The sequence below is a fragment of the Polyangium jinanense genome (assembly GCF_028435365.1).
This window is the reverse complement of record NZ_JAGTJJ010000035.1, coordinates 1-15,271: the sequence shown is the minus strand read 5'-3', so window position 1 is coordinate 15,271 and position 15,271 is coordinate 1. Positions and strand designations below refer to the sequence as shown.

15 protein-coding genes are annotated in these 15,271 nt (G+C 68.4%); 10 read left to right on the top strand and 5 right to left on the bottom strand.

The window, feature by feature from the left end; translation table 11 throughout:
* The first annotated feature begins 157 nt into the window (after positions 1-157).
* The gene (locus KEG57_RS36840) at positions 158-757 is read left to right on the top strand and encodes a hypothetical protein (protein ID WP_272425113.1); all 600 of its coding nucleotides are present in this window, start codon (positions 158-160) and stop codon (positions 755-757) included.
* A 38-nt stretch (positions 758-795) separates the two neighbouring features.
* Here KEG57_RS36840 and KEG57_RS36835 read toward each other — a convergent pair whose 3' ends face one another.
* A complete protein-coding gene (locus KEG57_RS36835) occupies positions 796-1,608 on the bottom strand; it encodes a hypothetical protein (RefSeq protein WP_272425112.1) in 813 nt (270 codons plus the stop codon).
* A gap of 10 nt (positions 1,609-1,618) precedes the next feature.
* Complete coding sequence (locus KEG57_RS36830) at positions 1,619-2,146, bottom strand: hypothetical protein (protein WP_272425111.1); 528 nt, start codon at positions 2,144-2,146, stop codon at positions 1,619-1,621.
* Positions 2,147-2,711: 565 nt separating this feature from the next.
* Here KEG57_RS36830 and KEG57_RS36825 point away from each other — a divergent pair.
* The 4 genes from KEG57_RS36825 (at position 2,712) to KEG57_RS36810 (ending at position 6,408) form a co-directional block, all read left to right on the top strand.
* Positions 2,712-3,596 (top strand): hypothetical protein, encoded by an 885-nt coding sequence (locus tag KEG57_RS36825; protein ID WP_272425110.1) that lies wholly within the window; start codon positions 2,712-2,714, stop codon positions 3,594-3,596.
* Positions 3,597-3,674: 78 nt separating this feature from the next.
* Complete coding sequence (locus KEG57_RS36820; RefSeq protein ID WP_272459367.1) at positions 3,675-4,592, top strand: hypothetical protein; 918 nt, start codon at positions 3,675-3,677, stop codon at positions 4,590-4,592.
* On the top strand, positions 4,589-5,749 hold the full coding sequence (locus tag KEG57_RS36815; protein WP_272459366.1) for a hypothetical protein: 1,161 nt from the start codon (positions 4,589-4,591) through the stop codon (positions 5,747-5,749). The genes KEG57_RS36820 and KEG57_RS36815 overlap by 4 nt, the downstream gene beginning before the upstream one ends.
* 38 nt (positions 5,750-5,787) lie before the next feature.
* The gene (locus KEG57_RS36810) at positions 5,788-6,408 is read left to right on the top strand and encodes a TetR/AcrR family transcriptional regulator (RefSeq protein WP_272459365.1); all 621 of its coding nucleotides are present in this window, start codon (positions 5,788-5,790) and stop codon (positions 6,406-6,408) included.
* A gap of 16 nt (positions 6,409-6,424) precedes the next feature.
* On the opposite strand, the gene KEG57_RS36805 is transcribed toward KEG57_RS36810, so the two are convergent.
* Positions 6,425-6,943, bottom strand: a complete 519-nt coding sequence (locus KEG57_RS36805; RefSeq protein ID WP_272459363.1) for a hypothetical protein — start codon at positions 6,941-6,943, stop codon at positions 6,425-6,427.
* A 171-nt stretch (positions 6,944-7,114) separates the two neighbouring features.
* On the opposite strand from KEG57_RS36805, the gene KEG57_RS36800 reads away from it, so the two are divergent.
* Positions 7,115-7,618: a GFA family protein gene (locus KEG57_RS36800; RefSeq protein ID WP_272459362.1), complete on the top strand. Its 504-nt coding sequence runs from the start codon at positions 7,115-7,117 to the stop codon at positions 7,616-7,618.
* Here the strand turns inward: KEG57_RS36800 and KEG57_RS36795 are convergent.
* Both KEG57_RS36795 and KEG57_RS36790 read right to left on the bottom strand, forming a co-directional pair.
* Positions 7,575-8,591 carry an ABC transporter ATP-binding protein gene (locus tag KEG57_RS36795; RefSeq protein WP_272459361.1) on the bottom strand — a complete coding sequence of 339 codons (1,017 nt, stop codon included), beginning with the start codon at positions 8,589-8,591 and terminating at the stop codon, positions 7,575-7,577. The genes KEG57_RS36800 and KEG57_RS36795 overlap by 44 nt on opposite strands.
* The gene (locus KEG57_RS36790; protein WP_272425103.1) at positions 8,588-9,979 is read right to left on the bottom strand and encodes a sigma-54-dependent transcriptional regulator; all 1,392 of its coding nucleotides are present in this window, start codon (positions 9,977-9,979) and stop codon (positions 8,588-8,590) included. Before KEG57_RS36790 ends, KEG57_RS36795 begins: the two co-directional genes overlap by 4 nt.
* Before the next feature lie 233 nt (positions 9,980-10,212).
* On the opposite strand from KEG57_RS36790, the gene KEG57_RS36785 reads away from it, so the two are divergent.
* From KEG57_RS36785 to KEG57_RS36770, 4 genes are all read left to right on the top strand, one after another.
* Positions 10,213-12,897, top strand: a complete 2,685-nt coding sequence (locus KEG57_RS36785; RefSeq protein ID WP_272425102.1) for an OmpA family protein — start codon at positions 10,213-10,215, stop codon at positions 12,895-12,897.
* 47 nt (positions 12,898-12,944) lie between these two features.
* The gene (locus KEG57_RS36780; RefSeq protein WP_272425101.1) at positions 12,945-13,613 is read left to right on the top strand and encodes a hypothetical protein; all 669 of its coding nucleotides are present in this window, start codon (positions 12,945-12,947) and stop codon (positions 13,611-13,613) included.
* An 82-nt stretch (positions 13,614-13,695) separates the two neighbouring features.
* Complete coding sequence (locus KEG57_RS36775) at positions 13,696-14,094, top strand: STAS/SEC14 domain-containing protein (protein ID WP_272425100.1); 399 nt, start codon at positions 13,696-13,698, stop codon at positions 14,092-14,094.
* Positions 14,095-14,106: 12 nt separating this feature from the next.
* Positions 14,107-15,111, top strand: coding sequence for a glycosyltransferase (locus tag KEG57_RS36770; RefSeq protein WP_272425099.1), 1,005 nt, complete (start codon positions 14,107-14,109; stop codon positions 15,109-15,111).
* Positions 15,112-15,271 lie beyond the last annotated feature (160 nt).

Here is a 15,271-nt window from a genome sequence, read left to right as displayed (position 1 = left end):
TCTTTCTGGGCAAGACGAGAGCCCACGAACCTGTACACCACGGGCAGGCTTCCTGGCATGGGACCAAGGTCCTATAGCGCCCCCCGCGTGCCAGCCTCTACATACTCAGCGTTGGAACGCGCGACCCCGCACGGTCCGAGGAAAGGGACCATCTCCAATGGCACAGAGGCCTTCGGAAGAATCGGGCTACATCCAAGATCCCGACGGCGATGAATGCGATTTCAAGGTGGTGTGGACCGAGGACCATTGCCACAAGATCCAGGGACAGTTCCGGTTCCGCCCCAAGTGGGGGTACCAGATGATGAGGAATAGGGATGCCTACGAGCAAGTCATCTGGGGCGTCTCCGTGCCGGACCTCCGCACGCTTGCCTTCGAGCCTCAGTTCGAGTTCGCCTACGATATCTGGTCGGCCATCGACGTACCGGGGGGAGCCGTCGACCAGCGCGGCGAACATCCCATCACCCTCTCCGCCGCGATCCATACCCCCGAACAGGCCAAGCAGAAGGCCTTCTCCGAGGTCACGCCGCTCGCCCAGTGCAAGCAATTCGCGACCACCCCCTCCTTCCGGCAGACGTTCCCCACCGGTATCCGGATCAAGCCCGACGCCGGCCTGTACATCATCGAGTGGTCGATCTCCCGCACCGAGCACGACGGAACCCGTGATCGGCAGCCCTCCGGCTCGGTCGGGGGCAGGTTCGAATGGAACTCCAATGACGAAAAGCTCCGCCAGGCGATCCGCATCGCGAACGCCATGTGACAGCCGTCCCCGGGCCCGGCGCCGCAAGCGCGGGCGAGCTAATGGGTCCGGCGGCGCATCGCCGGACGATATGCGCCACCCTGAGGGGTTTCCACGTACTCCATGTAAAACTCGTAGTCGTCGTCGGGTGCCTCGTTCTCGACGATCACCCTGGGCTTCAAATCGTCCGGGTGCGGGATCTCGACAGAGGCGAGGACGTGGAGAGAGATGCGTCCCGGCTCGGTGATCGACTTGTAGAGCTCCAGCCACGGATTCATGTATCGCCCTCCCGGACCATAACGGACATACGGCTCGTAGATCGGTCCGGTGGTCTCGTGAACCTCCGTGAGGAACCACTCGCCTCCGGTCTCCTTGCGCATGACCTCGCCGGCATACGCGACGAGCCCCGGGAAGAGGTTGGGGATTTCGAGGATGCGCCTCTTGGGACGGATCTTCTTCAGGGCTTTTTCCACGAGGTAGAGGCTATCGAAGGAGCTGTCGAAAGATTCGCGGGGGATTTTGAGGATGCTTGCGAGCTCGTCGATGAGCGAGGGCACCGCCTCGATGAAATGCGCGCCCTGGGGGAGGTTGCCTTCGAGGACGTGCTGTGGTTGGGGCTCGCTGGCCCGCGCGGCGCTCTTCTCCATCAACTCCTGTCGCGACGCATAGAGGAGGCCCTTCCCGCTCGCAGAGACGAAGAGGAGCTCACCACGATCGGAGACATACGCAGGATGATGAGGAATGCTGTGCTCGGGATCCAGCGTCCACTTCTCCTCGGCCAGGAGCGCCTCGACTTCGGATTTTTTGACAGACCAGCACTTGGCCCAGCCTTTCGTGTTGGTGGGACGACGACTACGCGGGTCGCTCTTCATGGGATTTCTCTCAATGGGGGCGCGTGTTACCAGGCGTTCCAGGGTGTCCGACGAGGCCGTCATCGAGGATCGGCTTGTCCAGGCCCCGGTCGCCCGAAGCGCGCAGCTTCTGAACATGGAACGAAGGGCCGTCGAGGGTGGGGGCAGGGAGCTGCTTGCCTTGAAGGACGGCTCCGCAGTTCATGCACCAAGGGCGAGATACCTGGAGCTCGCCAGCCCCGTGGTCACGAACCGGGGACACCCAGACGAGGATGTTGCGGGAAGCAGCAACGTCCCCGATGTCCGTGCCGATCGTCGTGTCACCACACACGACGAAGTACAGCGAGGGATAGGCCCGATCGGGTCCTGTGGAGAAGGCCGCCGGCGACTTGGAGAGCGCGTCGAGCATGCCGAGGATCTGGTACTGGGCGTACTCCAGGTTGACGACCCCCTTGACAGCCTTGACTTCCACGAACGTGCTCTCGGGGTGCGTGCTGATGACCGGAGGGAGCGATCCATGGAACCCCTCGACAGCGCCGGTCACGCCGTCGGGGATCACGGACCGGAAGCGTCCGCTGCGTTTCTCGCGCTCCCCTGACGGGAACGGCTTCCTGTTCGACGAAAGCACCCTCGGCCCCGGCAACGCCCCAAGCCTACGAGGAGGCGTGACTTCCCGCCTCGACGCTCGACGCTCCTTTTCGATCGGCCCTCCGCCTCCTGCCCTCCCTCGCCCCGCCCACGCGGGCGCCCCCTGCGCCGGGGCGACGTCGACGCCCCTTGGAGGCTTGCCTCCCCCGCCCCGCGACGCCTCGCGTCCCGTGGATCTCTGCCCCCGCCGACCCCCAACGCGCAGCCGGTCCCCGATCCCCGCCCGAAACCCCGCCGCGTCCTCTCGACGAAACGAAGTCCATCCTGCCGCGCCCCCCGTCACCCCTCGACGCAAGCCAGTCCCGCGCCCCCCGCCCCCCGTCACCCCTCGACGGCAGCCAGTCGGCCGCCCGGATCCACCCCGCGTCGCGCACCTTGGCCCTCCGGCCGCCGCAAACTCCCCGTCGAGGCTCGACGCGCGTGATCCATCCAGTTTTGTGTTGCCCCCTGCATGTGTGCCACGTTAGGGTGCCGTCATGGCTGGAATCGTCACGCTCGTCGCGCGGACGGGCATTCTCACCCTGTATGAAGAGTTCTTTTTCACCCGCGGGCGCCTCGTGTCGCATCCGCTCGCGGTGCCTTTGCTGCCCGAGTTCGACACCTTCCGCTCGCAGCTCGACGCCACCTTGATGGCGGAGCTCGCGCTGATCGGCGAACGGTTCGCGGCGAACGCCGCCGTGGAGTTTTTGGACGCCGACCTCGACCGCCTCACCGACAGCATTGCCGCCCTGACCCTCATCGAGGCGAAGAACGACCGCGGCGCCCTCCCGTACGCCCATTACTTCGCGACCCAGAGGCCGAGCGAGCTCAAACGCCCCATCCTCGGCGGACAGCTCGATACCATGCGCCATTGGCCCCCCTCGCTCCAGGCGTCCTCGAGCGCGCAGCTCCAGGAGATCGGGGTCAGGCTCGCGAATCTGGTCGTGCTCGGCGATGACAAGACCAAGGCGCAGGACGCCGTGGCCCAGAACATCGCCGATTTCCGTTCCGTCGGCTCGCGCAAGCAATGCATCGACGCCTTCAATGCGCTGCGCAAATCCATCCACGGCAAGCTCGGCGAAACCCAGCACAAGACGCCCGAGCTCGGGACCGGCTGGGCCGATTCCTTCTTCCGTCAAGGATCGAGCGCGGAGCGGCTCACCATCCGAGAGCTCGACCGGCGCATCGCGGCGGCCGAGGTGGAGCTCTCCACCATGAAAAAGCAACGCGACGAAATGGTCGTGCAGGAGGAAGCCCTGGCGCGCGCCAGGGCCGACGCGGAGAAGGCACAAAAGAAGGCCGAGCTCTTGGCGGCCAAAAAGGCCGCCGCGGAGCTCGCCGCGCGTGTGGCCGAGCTGGAGGAAGCGGTGGGCGAGGGCTGAACGCCCGACAGGCCTGCATCCCGGCTCACCTTCATCGTGGACGCGCCCCGTCGTCCCGGGCAAGATGGCGCCGGCTTCATGAAGCTCTCCCCCGCCCCTCTCCTCGCCGCGCTCCTCTGCGCGCTCTCGGCGTGCGCGAAAGTCCCGCGGATCAACACGTCTCCGGATACGCCGGTCCTCACCGAACCGAAGAGGACGCTCGAGCTCGGCAAGGTTTCGCGTGGGGACACGCGCTCGCCGGACCATAGCGGCGGCTCGTACTGCAAAAATGGTGGGCGTGTGGGCCAGGACCTCGATCACCTCTACGGCTTCGAGGTGCGCGAGGCGGCGAGTTATCGCTTCGAATTCCTCCCCGAGACGTTCGAGGGCGTGATCCAGATCCAGCAGAAGATCAAGGGCCCGGGTCGCCTCGGCATCGGCTGCAAGGGCGCGCATGCGGGCCAAAAGGCGACGCTGTCGCTCCCGCTCGAACCCGATTTTTACTGGGTCATCGTCGACGGAAACCTCTGGGACGAGGCGGGGACGTACACGCTCCGCGTCGATCGCGACACCTCGAAGACCGCGGTGATCCGCCCCGAGGAGCCCGCGCTCGTCGCGCCGCTCTGCTCGAGCGCGCCGCTCCTTCGTCCGGGCGAACGGACGTACGGGGAGTTCCAATCGAAGTCGGGCGGCGCGCGCGCCTCGTGTGGCCTGCTCGGGGGAGAATCGGTGCATCGAATCTCGCTGGCCGCGAAGGCGCGCGTCCGTCTGCTCGCCGCGGCGCATTTCCCGCCGGCGCTGGAGATCCGGAGTGGTTGTCACGGCAAGCCGATCGTTTGCACGCGCGCGGACGCGGGGCAATACGAGGTGGAGGTCACGGCCGATCTGCCCGCGGGTGACCATTTCGTGGTGCTCGATTCGACGCGGCTCGGCGCTCGAAACCCGAACGGGAGCCACCTCGACGAGGCCCGGCTCGCCGGGGCCTACGTGCTCGACATGGAGGAGGTGGCGCAATGAGCATCACACGAGCGCTCTTGCTCGCGAGCCTGTTCGGGAGCACGGCGTGCGCCTCGTACGCCACAATGAGCTCCGACGATCGGTGTGGTCCGCCGCCCGGCGTGGAAAAACCGCTCGCGTCGCTGGGCCACGATACGAAGCCCTTCGAGATCCGGCGCGTGCCGGAGACGGCCTTCGGGGGAAACCCTCCAGCTTACCTGTATCGATTCGAGCGGGAGGACAGCCGTACGACGGAGGCGCTGCGCGCGATCGGCATGATCAAAGGCGGGCGGGTGCTCGTCGTGGGCGACCACGGGACGGCGCTCGTGCGTGATGCGAAGGCTGGCTGGCAACCCGAATCCACGGGGACGACGGAGAACCTCCACGCCCTCGCCCCGACGCCCTATTACAAGGACGGGCAGACCGTCACGGAAGAGCAAAGGAAAAACCCGCCCTACCTCGCGGTGGGGTCGAACGGGGCGGCCGCCTTCCGCGACCCGACCGGGGTTTGGCGGGTCGAATCGACGGGGACAACGGCGGATCTCTTCGCGCTATACCACCTCGCCCGCAAGACGTTGGCCGTGGGCGCGGGCGGGGTGATGGTGGAGCGGTCGCCCGAGGGTGTTTGGCGCTCCGTGAAGACGCGGACGACGGCGGATCTGTATGCCCTCGGGAGCTGCGCGGGATACCTGTGCGCCGTGGGCGCGGGCGGGGTGATGGTCTATTGCAGATCCCACGAGAACGAGCTCGTGTGCATTCCGCGTCCCCCGCCGACGCAGGCGACGCTGCGTGTCGTGGACGAGCTGCAGATCATGGGCGATGGAGTTTGGCTCTCGTATGTGCGGTCAGGGAAAACCGAGCCGCCCTCGCCGCCGCCCTCGTTCGCGCCCTGGCCCGTGGCGAAGGACGTCATCGCGGGCGAAGAGGTGCGCGCTACGGCGCACAATCACTGGAGCGGGATGAGCGAGATCATCGCCGTGGGGCGGCGGGGCACGGTGTGGTTTCAGGGAGGCTTGTTCTCGGAGAGAAGCCGGCTCGAACGGGTGAAATTGCCCTTCGAGGTGGATTTCCACGATGTCGCCTACGAGCTCGTGGATGGGTTTCTCGTGGGCGATCAGGGGACGATCGTGCACCTCGGCGTCGAGGGTTTCACACCGATGCACATTTGCCTGCTCTGAGCGGTAAACCGGGCGCGGGTATGCTACCGCGCCATCTGATGGTACGCCCCAAGGACACGTGCTCCGAGGAGACCTGGAACCGGATCGTCGCCGCGGCCCGACAGGAGCTGGTCGAGACCGACGACGGCGACGTCGACGTGTCGGTCCGGCAGGTCGCGACGCGCGCGGGCGTGAGCCTCGGAACGATCCACTACTATTTCCCGACCAAGGAGAGCCTGCTGGAGGCTTGCCTCGACACCTATTACGAGCGACTCGGCGCGCTGGTCGTCGAGCTCGCCGCGCTCGCGACGCAAACGGACCCGCGCGCCCTGATCGAGCAGGCGGCGCGGCGGATCTATTGCTTCGCGGTCGCGGAGCGGCAGAGCCTCAAGCTGCGCGCGAGGCTCAATGCCGAGCTCGGTCGCCTCGAGCCGCAGCGGGCCCGGCACGTGCGCGGGCCCATGCTCGACGGATTCGCATCGCTCATCGCGAGCATGGGCGGCCTCGACGTCGCCGAGGCGCGGCTGACGCTGCAGACGATGACCGGCTTGATCATGCACCTCGCGCTCCTCGCGGACGCGGACCTCGAGCAAATCGCGGGCGCGGGAGGCGAAGCCGGGCGACGGATCGTGGAAGATCACGTCGCCCGGGTCGCGTTGCGGCTGGTGTTCCCGAGCTGAGCCTGCTTCGTGGGGCTCAATCGTTGCAGAAGACTTCCATCGCGCGCGGATCGGTGTAGTCGCAGCTATTGACGTAGGACGCTCCGGCGCAGACGCCAGCCATCATCGCGTCCGGCTCGAGACAATCGCAGAAGTCGCTGCCGTTCGTCGTCGGCGTACACCCGGCGGGAAGGGGCCGGCACTCGGTCTGCCGCGGCGGCTCGCCGGCGCGAACGACGCAATACGTGTCGGGGGCGCAGGTCTGCCGGCCGTCGCAGTCGTGCTCCTTGGGCGTGGTCGCCTCCCAGCGATCGAGAATGCAAAGCCTGTTTCCGATGACCGGGCCCCCCTCGCCACAGGTCACCCACCGGTCGTCGTCGATCGGCCCGATACACGCCGACTCGCCGCACGCAAGGTCCCGCGAGTCGTCTTGGATCGTCACGGAGCAGGTGCAGTCGCCGGAGCCGCCCGGGCCGTTCGCGTCCGAATCATCCCCACAGGCGAGCAGGCCCGAGGCGAGCGAGAGAAGGACGAATGATCGAAGCCAAAAGCGCATGATTCCTCCAGGAAGGCCGCGAGCCTAGCGCGGCCTCCGGCGCGCGCCGCACCGTGAATCGGACGGTGTCCGAACCCCACACCGACAACCCGAACCGCCCCTTCACGAACACGCCCGCCAATGCCTTGACTGTCAGGCAAACCTGCCACACATCCCCGAACGGGAGGCGAGATGAACGATTGGAAATTGCCCTGGGAAGGCGGATGTCGCTGTGGTCAGGTCCGGCTGAAGATCACCGCCCCGCCGATGGTCACGGCGGCCTGCCACTGCACCGGCTGTCAGCGAATGAGCGCCAGCGCCTTCTCGCTCGGCATTTTGCTTCCGAGCGACGGCTTTCAGGTGACGCAGGGCGAGCCCGTGATCGGTGGCCTGCACGGCCCGGTGCGCCATTTCTTCTGCCCGTATTGCATGACCTGGATGTTCAACCGGCCCCCCGGCGTGGACACGATCGTCATCGTCCGCCCGACGATGCTCGACGATCCGAGCTGGTTCTGGCCGTTCATCGAAACGTGTACCCGGGAAAAGCTCCCCTGGGCGAGCACACCCGCCCTGCACAGTTTCGAGGGTTTTCCGGATCCCGCGGCGTATGAACCGTTGATGAAAGAATTCGCAGAGCGGTTCCGGGAGGGATTCAGTCCTCGCGCGCCAACCCCTGCGAAAGCGCCCGTCGCATGAAAAGGTCCTCGAGCGTCTCGCGCCGCGGGACGACTTCGAGGACCTGCGCGCCCTCGTCGAGCGCCGCCCGGAGGACGTCGCCGACCTGCTTCTCGCCCTCGATCTCCACGACGACCACATCCGCCCGCGTCCGCACGCCATGTCCTTGCTGCTCGAACGATCGGCGCAGGGCCTCGCTCGCACCCGCGAGCGTCACATCCGTCCGGAGCACGTCGCCGCGCAGGAGCTTGCGGAGCGCGCCACGCACGACGACCCGACCCTCGCGCAGGATGGCCACACGATCACACATCGCCTCGACGTCGCTCAGGATGTGCGTCGAGAAGAAGATGGTGCGGCCCGCCGCGCGCTCTTCGAGGATGAGATCACGCACCTCTTTGCGCCCGACCGGATCGAGGCCGCTCATCGGCTCGTCCAGGACGAGGAGCTCCGGATCCGAGACGAGCGCCGCCGCGAGCCCCGTCCGCTGGAGCATCCCCTTCGAGAGGCGGCGCACCGGCCTGTCGGCCGCGTACGCGATGCCCACCTTCGCGAGCATCGCCTGCGTCCGCGACGCGAGCGCGGCGCCCGCGAGGCCCGAGAGGCGGCCGCAGAGCGTGACGAACTCGCGCGGGGTCAGGTACGGGTAGACGTAGGGGTTTTCCGGGAGGAAGCCGATCCGGCGCCGCGCCTCCGCGCTCGGCACGCGCGCGCCGAAGAGGAACGCCTCGCCGCCCGTGGGCTTGATGAGGCCCGTGAGCATCTTGATCGTCGTGGTCTTGCCCGCGCCGTTCGGCCCGAGGAAGCCGAAGATCTCGCCGCGGCGGACGTCGAGGTCGACGCCCTTCACCGCCTCGACGCGCCGGCCCCAAAACCCGATGCGGAAGGTCTTCCGGAGGCCACGCACCTCGATCAATGTCTCGCCCGCGGCCGCGCTCTCGCTCGCTGCGCCGCTGTCCTCGCCGCCGCCTACGTCGATCGCCCCGGCCTCGCTCATCCGCCGTCCTCACCGCCCTCGCGACGCACGCCGGGCACGCTGCTCGTGTACTCGTGCAGCTTGTACTGGATCTTGCGCGGGCTGATGCCGAGGATCGTCGCGGCCTTCGAGGTGGATCCCTTGCACGCTTCCAGGGTCCGGAGGATCGCGTACTTCTCCAGATCGTAGATCGTGCTGCCGGGGATCGGCGGCATCGCGCCCTCGCCGCCGCCCGCGTCGAGCGAGGCAGGCAAGTGGCGCCGCTCGACGCGTGGTCCGTCGCAGAGGACCACGGCGCGCTCGACCGCATTTTCGAGCTCGCGCACGTTGCCGGGCCAGCCGTACGCCGCGAGCGCCGCGAGGGCGTCGTCGGTAAAACCTTCGATGCGCTTGCCGTTCTCCTCGGCGTACCGGCCGAGGAAGAAGGCCGCGAGCTCGGGGATGTCGCTCGCGCGCTGGCGGAGCGGCGGGATCTCCAGCGTGACGACGTTGAGCCGGTAGTAGAGATCCTCGCGGAACTGGCCCTCGGCGATGCGCTGCTTCAGGTCCTTGTTCGTCGCGGCGATGATGCGCACGTCGACCTTCAAGGTCTCGTTGCCGCCGACACGTTCGATCGTGCGCTCTTGCAGAAAGCGCAGGAGCTTGACCTGCGTGGCCAGCGGGATCTCGCTGACCTCGTCGAGGAACAGCGTGCCGCCGCTGGCCTGTTCGAAGCGGCCCTCGCGCCGGCCGACCGCGCCCGTGAACGCGCCTTTCTCGTGGCCGAAGAGCTCGCTCTCGAGGAGCGATTCGCTGAGCGCCGCGCAGTTGAGCCGCACGAGCGGCGCCTTCGCGCGGGGGCTGCCGCGGTGGATCATCTCGGCGATGAGCTCCTTGCCCGTGCCCGTCTCGCCCACGATGAGCACGCTGGCGCGGCTCGGCGCGACCTGCTCCACGAGCCGGAGGAGCTTGACCATGCTCGGATGCGAGGCGATCACGTGCCCGAAGGCGTTTCGCTCGCGTAGCTTCTGCCGGAGGCGCGAGTTCTCTTGGAGCAGGCGCGCTTGCTCGACCGCGCGCTCGACGACGACCTCGAGCACCTGGAAGTCGAGCGGCTTCGTGAGGTAGTTGTAGGCGCCTTTTTTGACGGCCTCGACCGCGTTCGAGATGGTGCCGAACGCGGTCATCACCACGAACGTCGCCGTGGTGCGCGACTCCTGCGCCTTTTCCATGAGGCCGATGCCGTCGAGGCCCGGCATCTTGAGGTCGGTCAGGACGACGTCGGGCGCGAACTCTTCCAGCTTTCCGAGGGCCTTGAAGCCGTCGGCCGCCGTCTCCGTCGTGTACCCCTCTTCGCGCAGGATCTCGGCGAGCGCAGCCCGCGCGTTGGCCTCGTCGTCAACGATCAGGATTCGGCCGCGGGAACCCATGTTGGCCCCTTCGTAGCATGGGGTTCGGGGCGAAGGGCGCCTCTCGGGCGACCCGAAGCCCCGAGCGTCGAATTACGTCGTTCCGACGGGTGATTCCGCGAAGTGGCCCCGATCCGTACCGGGACACAACCGGATAGTTTCTGCTTTCTCGGGGGAATGGTACAACCGCCCGCGCAGCGAGGACGGTCCACTCCCGTGGGGGGAGAGACCCCTTCCCTGCCTTTCGAGGGTCGATGCGTACGCTTGAGAACGCCTCCTTTGCCGAGCCGCTGCGGCTCGTCGCGCTCACCGCGCTTCCCATGGCCTTCTGCCTCCTGGTCACTGCGGACGCCAAGGCGCAGCAGCCGTTCGGCCCGCAGCCGCCGCCGGGGCAGTTCCAGCCGCAACCGGGGCAGTTCCAGCCCCCGCCCGGACAGTTCCAGCCGGCTCCAGGACAGTTCCAGCCGCCTCCAGGACAGTTCCAGCCGGCTCCAGGACAGTTCCAACCGCCTCCAGGACAGTTCCAGCCCGCTCCAGGACAGCTACCGCCGCCTCCAGGACAGCAGCCGCCCGCCGGCCAGGGCGCGCTCCCGCAAGAGCCGCAGCCCCCCGGGGAGAAGGCCGTCGAGCCGCCGAAGGTCGACGAGCTCGAAGAGCGCGCGCGCACGCTGATCGAGCAGCCGAACACGTTTGGCTCGACCGGCCTTTTGCGCACCTCGTACGCCGGCTCGGGCGCGGCCGGGACGTTCCGCGTCTCGTTCCTCAGCGACTTCTTCTCGACCTCGAACTTCCTCTGCGATCCGGATCTCTCGACGGCCGCCGGGCAGCGGATCACCTGCACGCGCGACAACCTCGCGGACTCGGCGAGTCACGTCGGCGCGTTCTTCGCACTGAGCGCGACGCCGTTCTCGTTCCTCGAGGCGTTCGCGGCGATCCGCACGTACGCGAACTCGAACGATCAAGGCAAGCCGCAGCTCCTGCAGGTCCTCGGCGACACGAACTTCGGCTTGAAGCTGTTCACGCCGTCGCGCGTCGGGTCGTACTTCTCGTTCGGCGCCGAGGCGCAGCTCTTCTTGCTGAACGGCACGGGCAGCGTGGGCGTCTCCGGCGCGGGCACGAGCGCGTTCTTCCGCGCCCTCGCGAGCGCCGACTTCCGCAAGCCCGGCGGCCAAGGCTTCCCGCTGCGCATCAACGTGAACCTCGGCTACAAGGTCGACAACTCCGGTCAGCTCGTGCGCGAGGTGGAAGAGGGGCGCGCCCTCGAGTACCGCGACGGCCGCGAGCGGCAGCCGATCTCGCGCATCGAGCGCTTCGGCCTCGGGATCAACCGCGTCGACTTCTTCACGCCGTGGATCGGCGTGGAGCTGCCCTTCCGCTTCGCGCAGCCGTACGTCGAGTACACGGTCGACATCCCCGTGAACCGACAAGACTACGAGTGTCACACGGGCTGGGTCTCGCGCGGCGACGTCTGCCTCGGGCTCGCCGACTTCAGCGCGGATGATCCGCAGACCGCAGGCGGCCCCGGCTACGCAGCGCTGCCCTCGCGCCTCACGATCGGCACGCGCGTGACGCCGTTCAGCAAGGCGTTCCGCGGCCTGTCGGCGCACGCAGCCGTGGACATCGGCCTCTCGGCGACCTCGGTGTTCATCGAGGAGATCGCGCCGCAAGCGCCGTGGACGGTCTACCTCGGGCTCGCGTACGCGTACGACACGAAGGAGCCGCCGCCGCCTCCGCCTCCGCCTCCGCCGCCTCCGCCGCCTCCGCCGCCGGAGCCCGTGATCCTGCCGGCGCCGCAGTCGTTCGTCCGCGGCACGGTGCACGAGACGAACAAGCCCGAGGCCGTGATCCCCGACGCGATCGTCTCCATCGAGGGGAGCCAGGATCCGCCGTTCGCGACGAGCGCCGGCGGCACGTTCCTCACGCGTCACCTCGAGCCGGGGACGTACACGTTCTCGGTGCGCGCGCCGGGCTACAAGCCGGCGACGTGCCAGGCGACCGTGGTCGCGCCGCCGCCGCCCACGCTTCCGAAGGCCGAGCCGCCGGCGCAACCGGCGCAGCCCGCGCAGCCCCCGGCGGGGCAGTTCGGCGCGCAAGGACAGTTCGGCGCGCCGCAAGCGCCGTTCGGTGCCCAAGGTCAGTTCGGCGCGCAGGGTCAGTTCGGCGCGCCGCAGGCGCCGTTCGGTCAGCCCAGCACGGGGCTGCCGCAGCCCCCGGCGCCGGCCCCCGCGACGCCTCCGCCGCAGCAAGGTCCGGCGATCGTGGACGTCGACTGCGCGCTCGAAGCGCTTCCGAAGATCGGCGCGATCGCGGCGGTCGTGCGTGACGCCGAGACGGGCGAGCCGATCCCCGCGGCGGTCGTGCGCATCGTCGACGCGACGGGCAAGGAGCGCACGGCGACGGCCGACGGCAAGGGCGCGGTGACGTTCCGCGATCTGCCGCTTGGTGCGACGAAGATCCGCGCCGAGGCCGCGGGCTTCATGAACCACGTGAGCGACGCGGACGTGCGCCTGAACGACGAGGCGAAGGTCGCGCTCGCGATGAACAAGCGCCCGGCAGCGCGGGCCGCGAACGTCAAGGTGCAGGGCAACGAGATCAAGATCTCGCGGCAGGTGCACTTCGAGAGCGACTCGGCGAAGATCCTCGGCGACTCGAACACGCTGCTCGAGGAGATCGCGGACGTCCTGCAGCAAAGCCCGAAGATCCGCAAGGTCGAGATCCAAGGGCACACGGACAACACGGGCACGCGCGAGCGCAACCAGACGCTCAGCGAGCAGCGCGCCCAGGCCGTGCGGACGTGGCTCATCGCGGCGGGCGTCGACGCCTCGCGCCTCGTGGCGAAGGGCTACGGTCAGGACAAACCGCTCGGGCCGAACGTGACGGCCGCGCAGCGCGCGAAGAACCGCCGCGTCCAGCTCATCATCGTCGAAAAGGACAAGTAGCCATCCTGCGCAACGGCCTCTCGCTCCAAAAAGCCTTCGCGCTCGTCGTGCTCTCCGCATGCACGAGCGCGCAGGCGCCCCCGGACCCCCAGAAAGAACTCGCGGCATCCACGGCGAGCGCAGTCGCTCCCCCGCCCTCCCCTGCGGCTCCGATCGCAGACGGCGGCGCGGCGGACGCGGAGGCGCCTCCCGCGGATGCTTCGGCGGGCGACGCGGCGACGGCCGCGATCTCGGACGCGGGCAGCGACGCGGCCGAGGTCGCGGCGCCGTACGTGGCGGACAACAAGGTCCTGCCGCCGCTCGACAGCGAAGAGCTGCAGAAGCGCGCCGCCGCGCTCTTCAACGCGATCGTGGCCGACGATCCGGCGCGCGGTGAGTCGTTCTGGTTCCCGAAGGAGCCCTTCATCCCGCTGAAGGACGTGAAGGGCGCGGACAAGTACTGGGACCAACTGCACCGGACCTACGCGCGCGACATCCACGCCCTGCACAAGAAGCGCAAGTCGTGGGAGGGCGCGACGTTCGAGAAGTTCGAGCTCGGCTCCACGCCGAAGTGGGTGCCGCCCGGCGACGAGGGCAACAAGATCGGCTACTACCGCACCTTCCGCGGAAAGCTCCGCTACCGGATCGGCGAGCAGACGCAGTCGATCGAGGTGCGCGTGATCATCTCCTGGCAGGGTCGCTGGTACATCACGCATCTCAGCAAGTTCAAGAAGTGAGCCGCGCGGCGAGGCGCCCGCGGCACGTTCTCGGCGGACACGCGGGCGTGGTATCGTCGCGTTCGCTCCCGGAGCTCCGCGCATGTTCCAGATCAAGCTCGACAAGCTGAACACGCTGATCGAGTTCTCCATCGAAGGGCTCGTGCAGGTCGACGAGATGAAGCAGTTCCTCGCGGAGCTGCGACGCTCGGCCGTGACGCTCACCGGCTCCGACCTCAAAATCTTCGCCGACATGCGGAAATTCCGGCCCGCGTCGCCGAACGTGGTCGAGGAGGTCCGCGAGGTGCACGAGCTCGCGAAGACGATGGGCGTGCGGCGCCTGGCGACCGTGCTCGAGAGCGAGGTGCTCGCGCTCCACATGAGCCGCCTCGCCCGCGAGACGGGCGCGGACAAGTTCATCCGCCGCTTCACGGACGAGCAAGAGGCGCGCGAGTGGCTCGCGACCGGCGAGTCGTTGCGGAAGAGCCGCAGGCTGCCATAGCTCTGCCCTTCCGTGTCGCCGCTCGTCTCCGTCCTGATCCCCTATCGCAACGCGGAGAACACGCTGGAGGAGGCGCTCGCGGGCATTCTCGCCGAGCGCGACGTGCCGATCGAGGTCCTCGCCGTCGACGATGGCTCGACCGATGGAGGACCCGCGCTCATCGCGCGCTTGGCTGCGAACGATCCGCGCATCGCGGCGCTCCAGACGGGCGGCGTAGGGATCGCGCGTGCCCTCGCCTGCGCGCATGCGGCCGCGCGCGCGCCCTTCCTCGCGCGCATGGATGCGGACGACGTCTCGCTCCCGGATCGGCTCCGGCTGCAGGTCGACGCGCTCCGCAAGGACGACCGCCTCGGCGTCGTCGGGACACGTGTGGAGCCGTTCCCGGACGAGGCCGTCGGCGAGGGGCTCGCGCGGTACGTGGCGTGGCAAAACGCGATCGTGACGACCGAGGATCACGACCGCGAGATCTTCGTCGAGGCTCCGCTCTGCCATCCCTCCGTGATGCTGCGACGCGAGGCGTTCGAGGCCGTGGGCGCGTTCCGCGACGTGCACTGGCCCGAGGACTACGACCTCTGGCTCCGGCTCCACGCCGCGGGCTACGGGCTCGCCAAGGTGGATCGAACGCTCCTCCGCTGGCGTCACCACCCAGGCCGCGCGACGTTCCGCGACAGCCGTTACGCGATCGTACGATTCATCGAAGCGAAGGCGCACTACCTCGCACCGCGCCTCGCGCGGGATCCGCGCGCGCTCGTGGTGTGGGGCGCGGGTCCGACGGGGCGCAAGCTCGCGCGGGCACTCGCGGCCGAGGGCGCGAAGGCCGCCGCGTTCGTGGACATCGATCCGAAGAAGATCGGCCGCACGGCGCGCGGGGCGCCGATCGTGCCCAAGGTTTCCCTCGATCCAGCAAAGCACTTCGTGCTCGTGGCCGTGGGCGCACGCGGCGCGCGGGACTTGATCCGAACGGATCTCGCGGCGCTCGCGTTCGTCGAGCGGCGCGACTTCTTCTGCTGCTCCTGACGTCTCCCCGCTCCCGCGAGGGCTGAGCATAGTCTCATCGCAAACCGCCGCGCCGGGGCGCTGCCCCGGGCCCCGCGGGGGCTGTTCGCCCCTCGACCCGAACCAGGGCAAGCCCTGGACTCGGGGTGGAAGAACTGCGCGATGCGCAGTTCTTCCAACG

Bases quoted from the DNA above. Each gene is read 5' to 3' on its own strand.
- KEG57_RS36840 (WP_272425113.1), top strand. From the start codon at position 158: ATGGCACAGAGGCCTTCGGAAGAATCGGGCTACATCCAAGATCCCGAC.
- KEG57_RS36835 (WP_272425112.1), bottom strand. From the start codon at position 1,608: ATGAAGAGCGACCCGCGTAGTCGTCGTCCCACCAACACGAAAGGCTGG.
- KEG57_RS36825 (WP_272425110.1), top strand. From the start codon at position 2,712: ATGGCTGGAATCGTCACGCTCGTCGCGCGGACGGGCATTCTCACCCTG.
- KEG57_RS36820 (WP_272459367.1), top strand. From the start codon at position 3,675: ATGAAGCTCTCCCCCGCCCCTCTCCTCGCCGCGCTCCTCTGCGCGCTC.
- KEG57_RS36815 (WP_272459366.1), top strand. From the start codon at position 4,589: ATGAGCATCACACGAGCGCTCTTGCTCGCGAGCCTGTTCGGGAGCACG.
- KEG57_RS36810 (WP_272459365.1), top strand. From the start codon at position 5,788: ATGGTACGCCCCAAGGACACGTGCTCCGAGGAGACCTGGAACCGGATC.
- KEG57_RS36805 (WP_272459363.1), bottom strand. From the start codon at position 6,943: ATGCGCTTTTGGCTTCGATCATTCGTCCTTCTCTCGCTCGCCTCGGGC.
- KEG57_RS36800 (WP_272459362.1), top strand. From the start codon at position 7,115: ATGAACGATTGGAAATTGCCCTGGGAAGGCGGATGTCGCTGTGGTCAG.
- KEG57_RS36795 (WP_272459361.1), bottom strand. From the start codon at position 8,591: ATGAGCGAGGCCGGGGCGATCGACGTAGGCGGCGGCGAGGACAGCGGC.
- KEG57_RS36790 (WP_272425103.1), bottom strand. From the start codon at position 9,979: ATGGGTTCCCGCGGCCGAATCCTGATCGTTGACGACGAGGCCAACGCG.
- KEG57_RS36785 (WP_272425102.1), top strand. From the start codon at position 10,213: ATGCGTACGCTTGAGAACGCCTCCTTTGCCGAGCCGCTGCGGCTCGTC.
- KEG57_RS36775 (WP_272425100.1), top strand. From the start codon at position 13,696: ATGTTCCAGATCAAGCTCGACAAGCTGAACACGCTGATCGAGTTCTCC.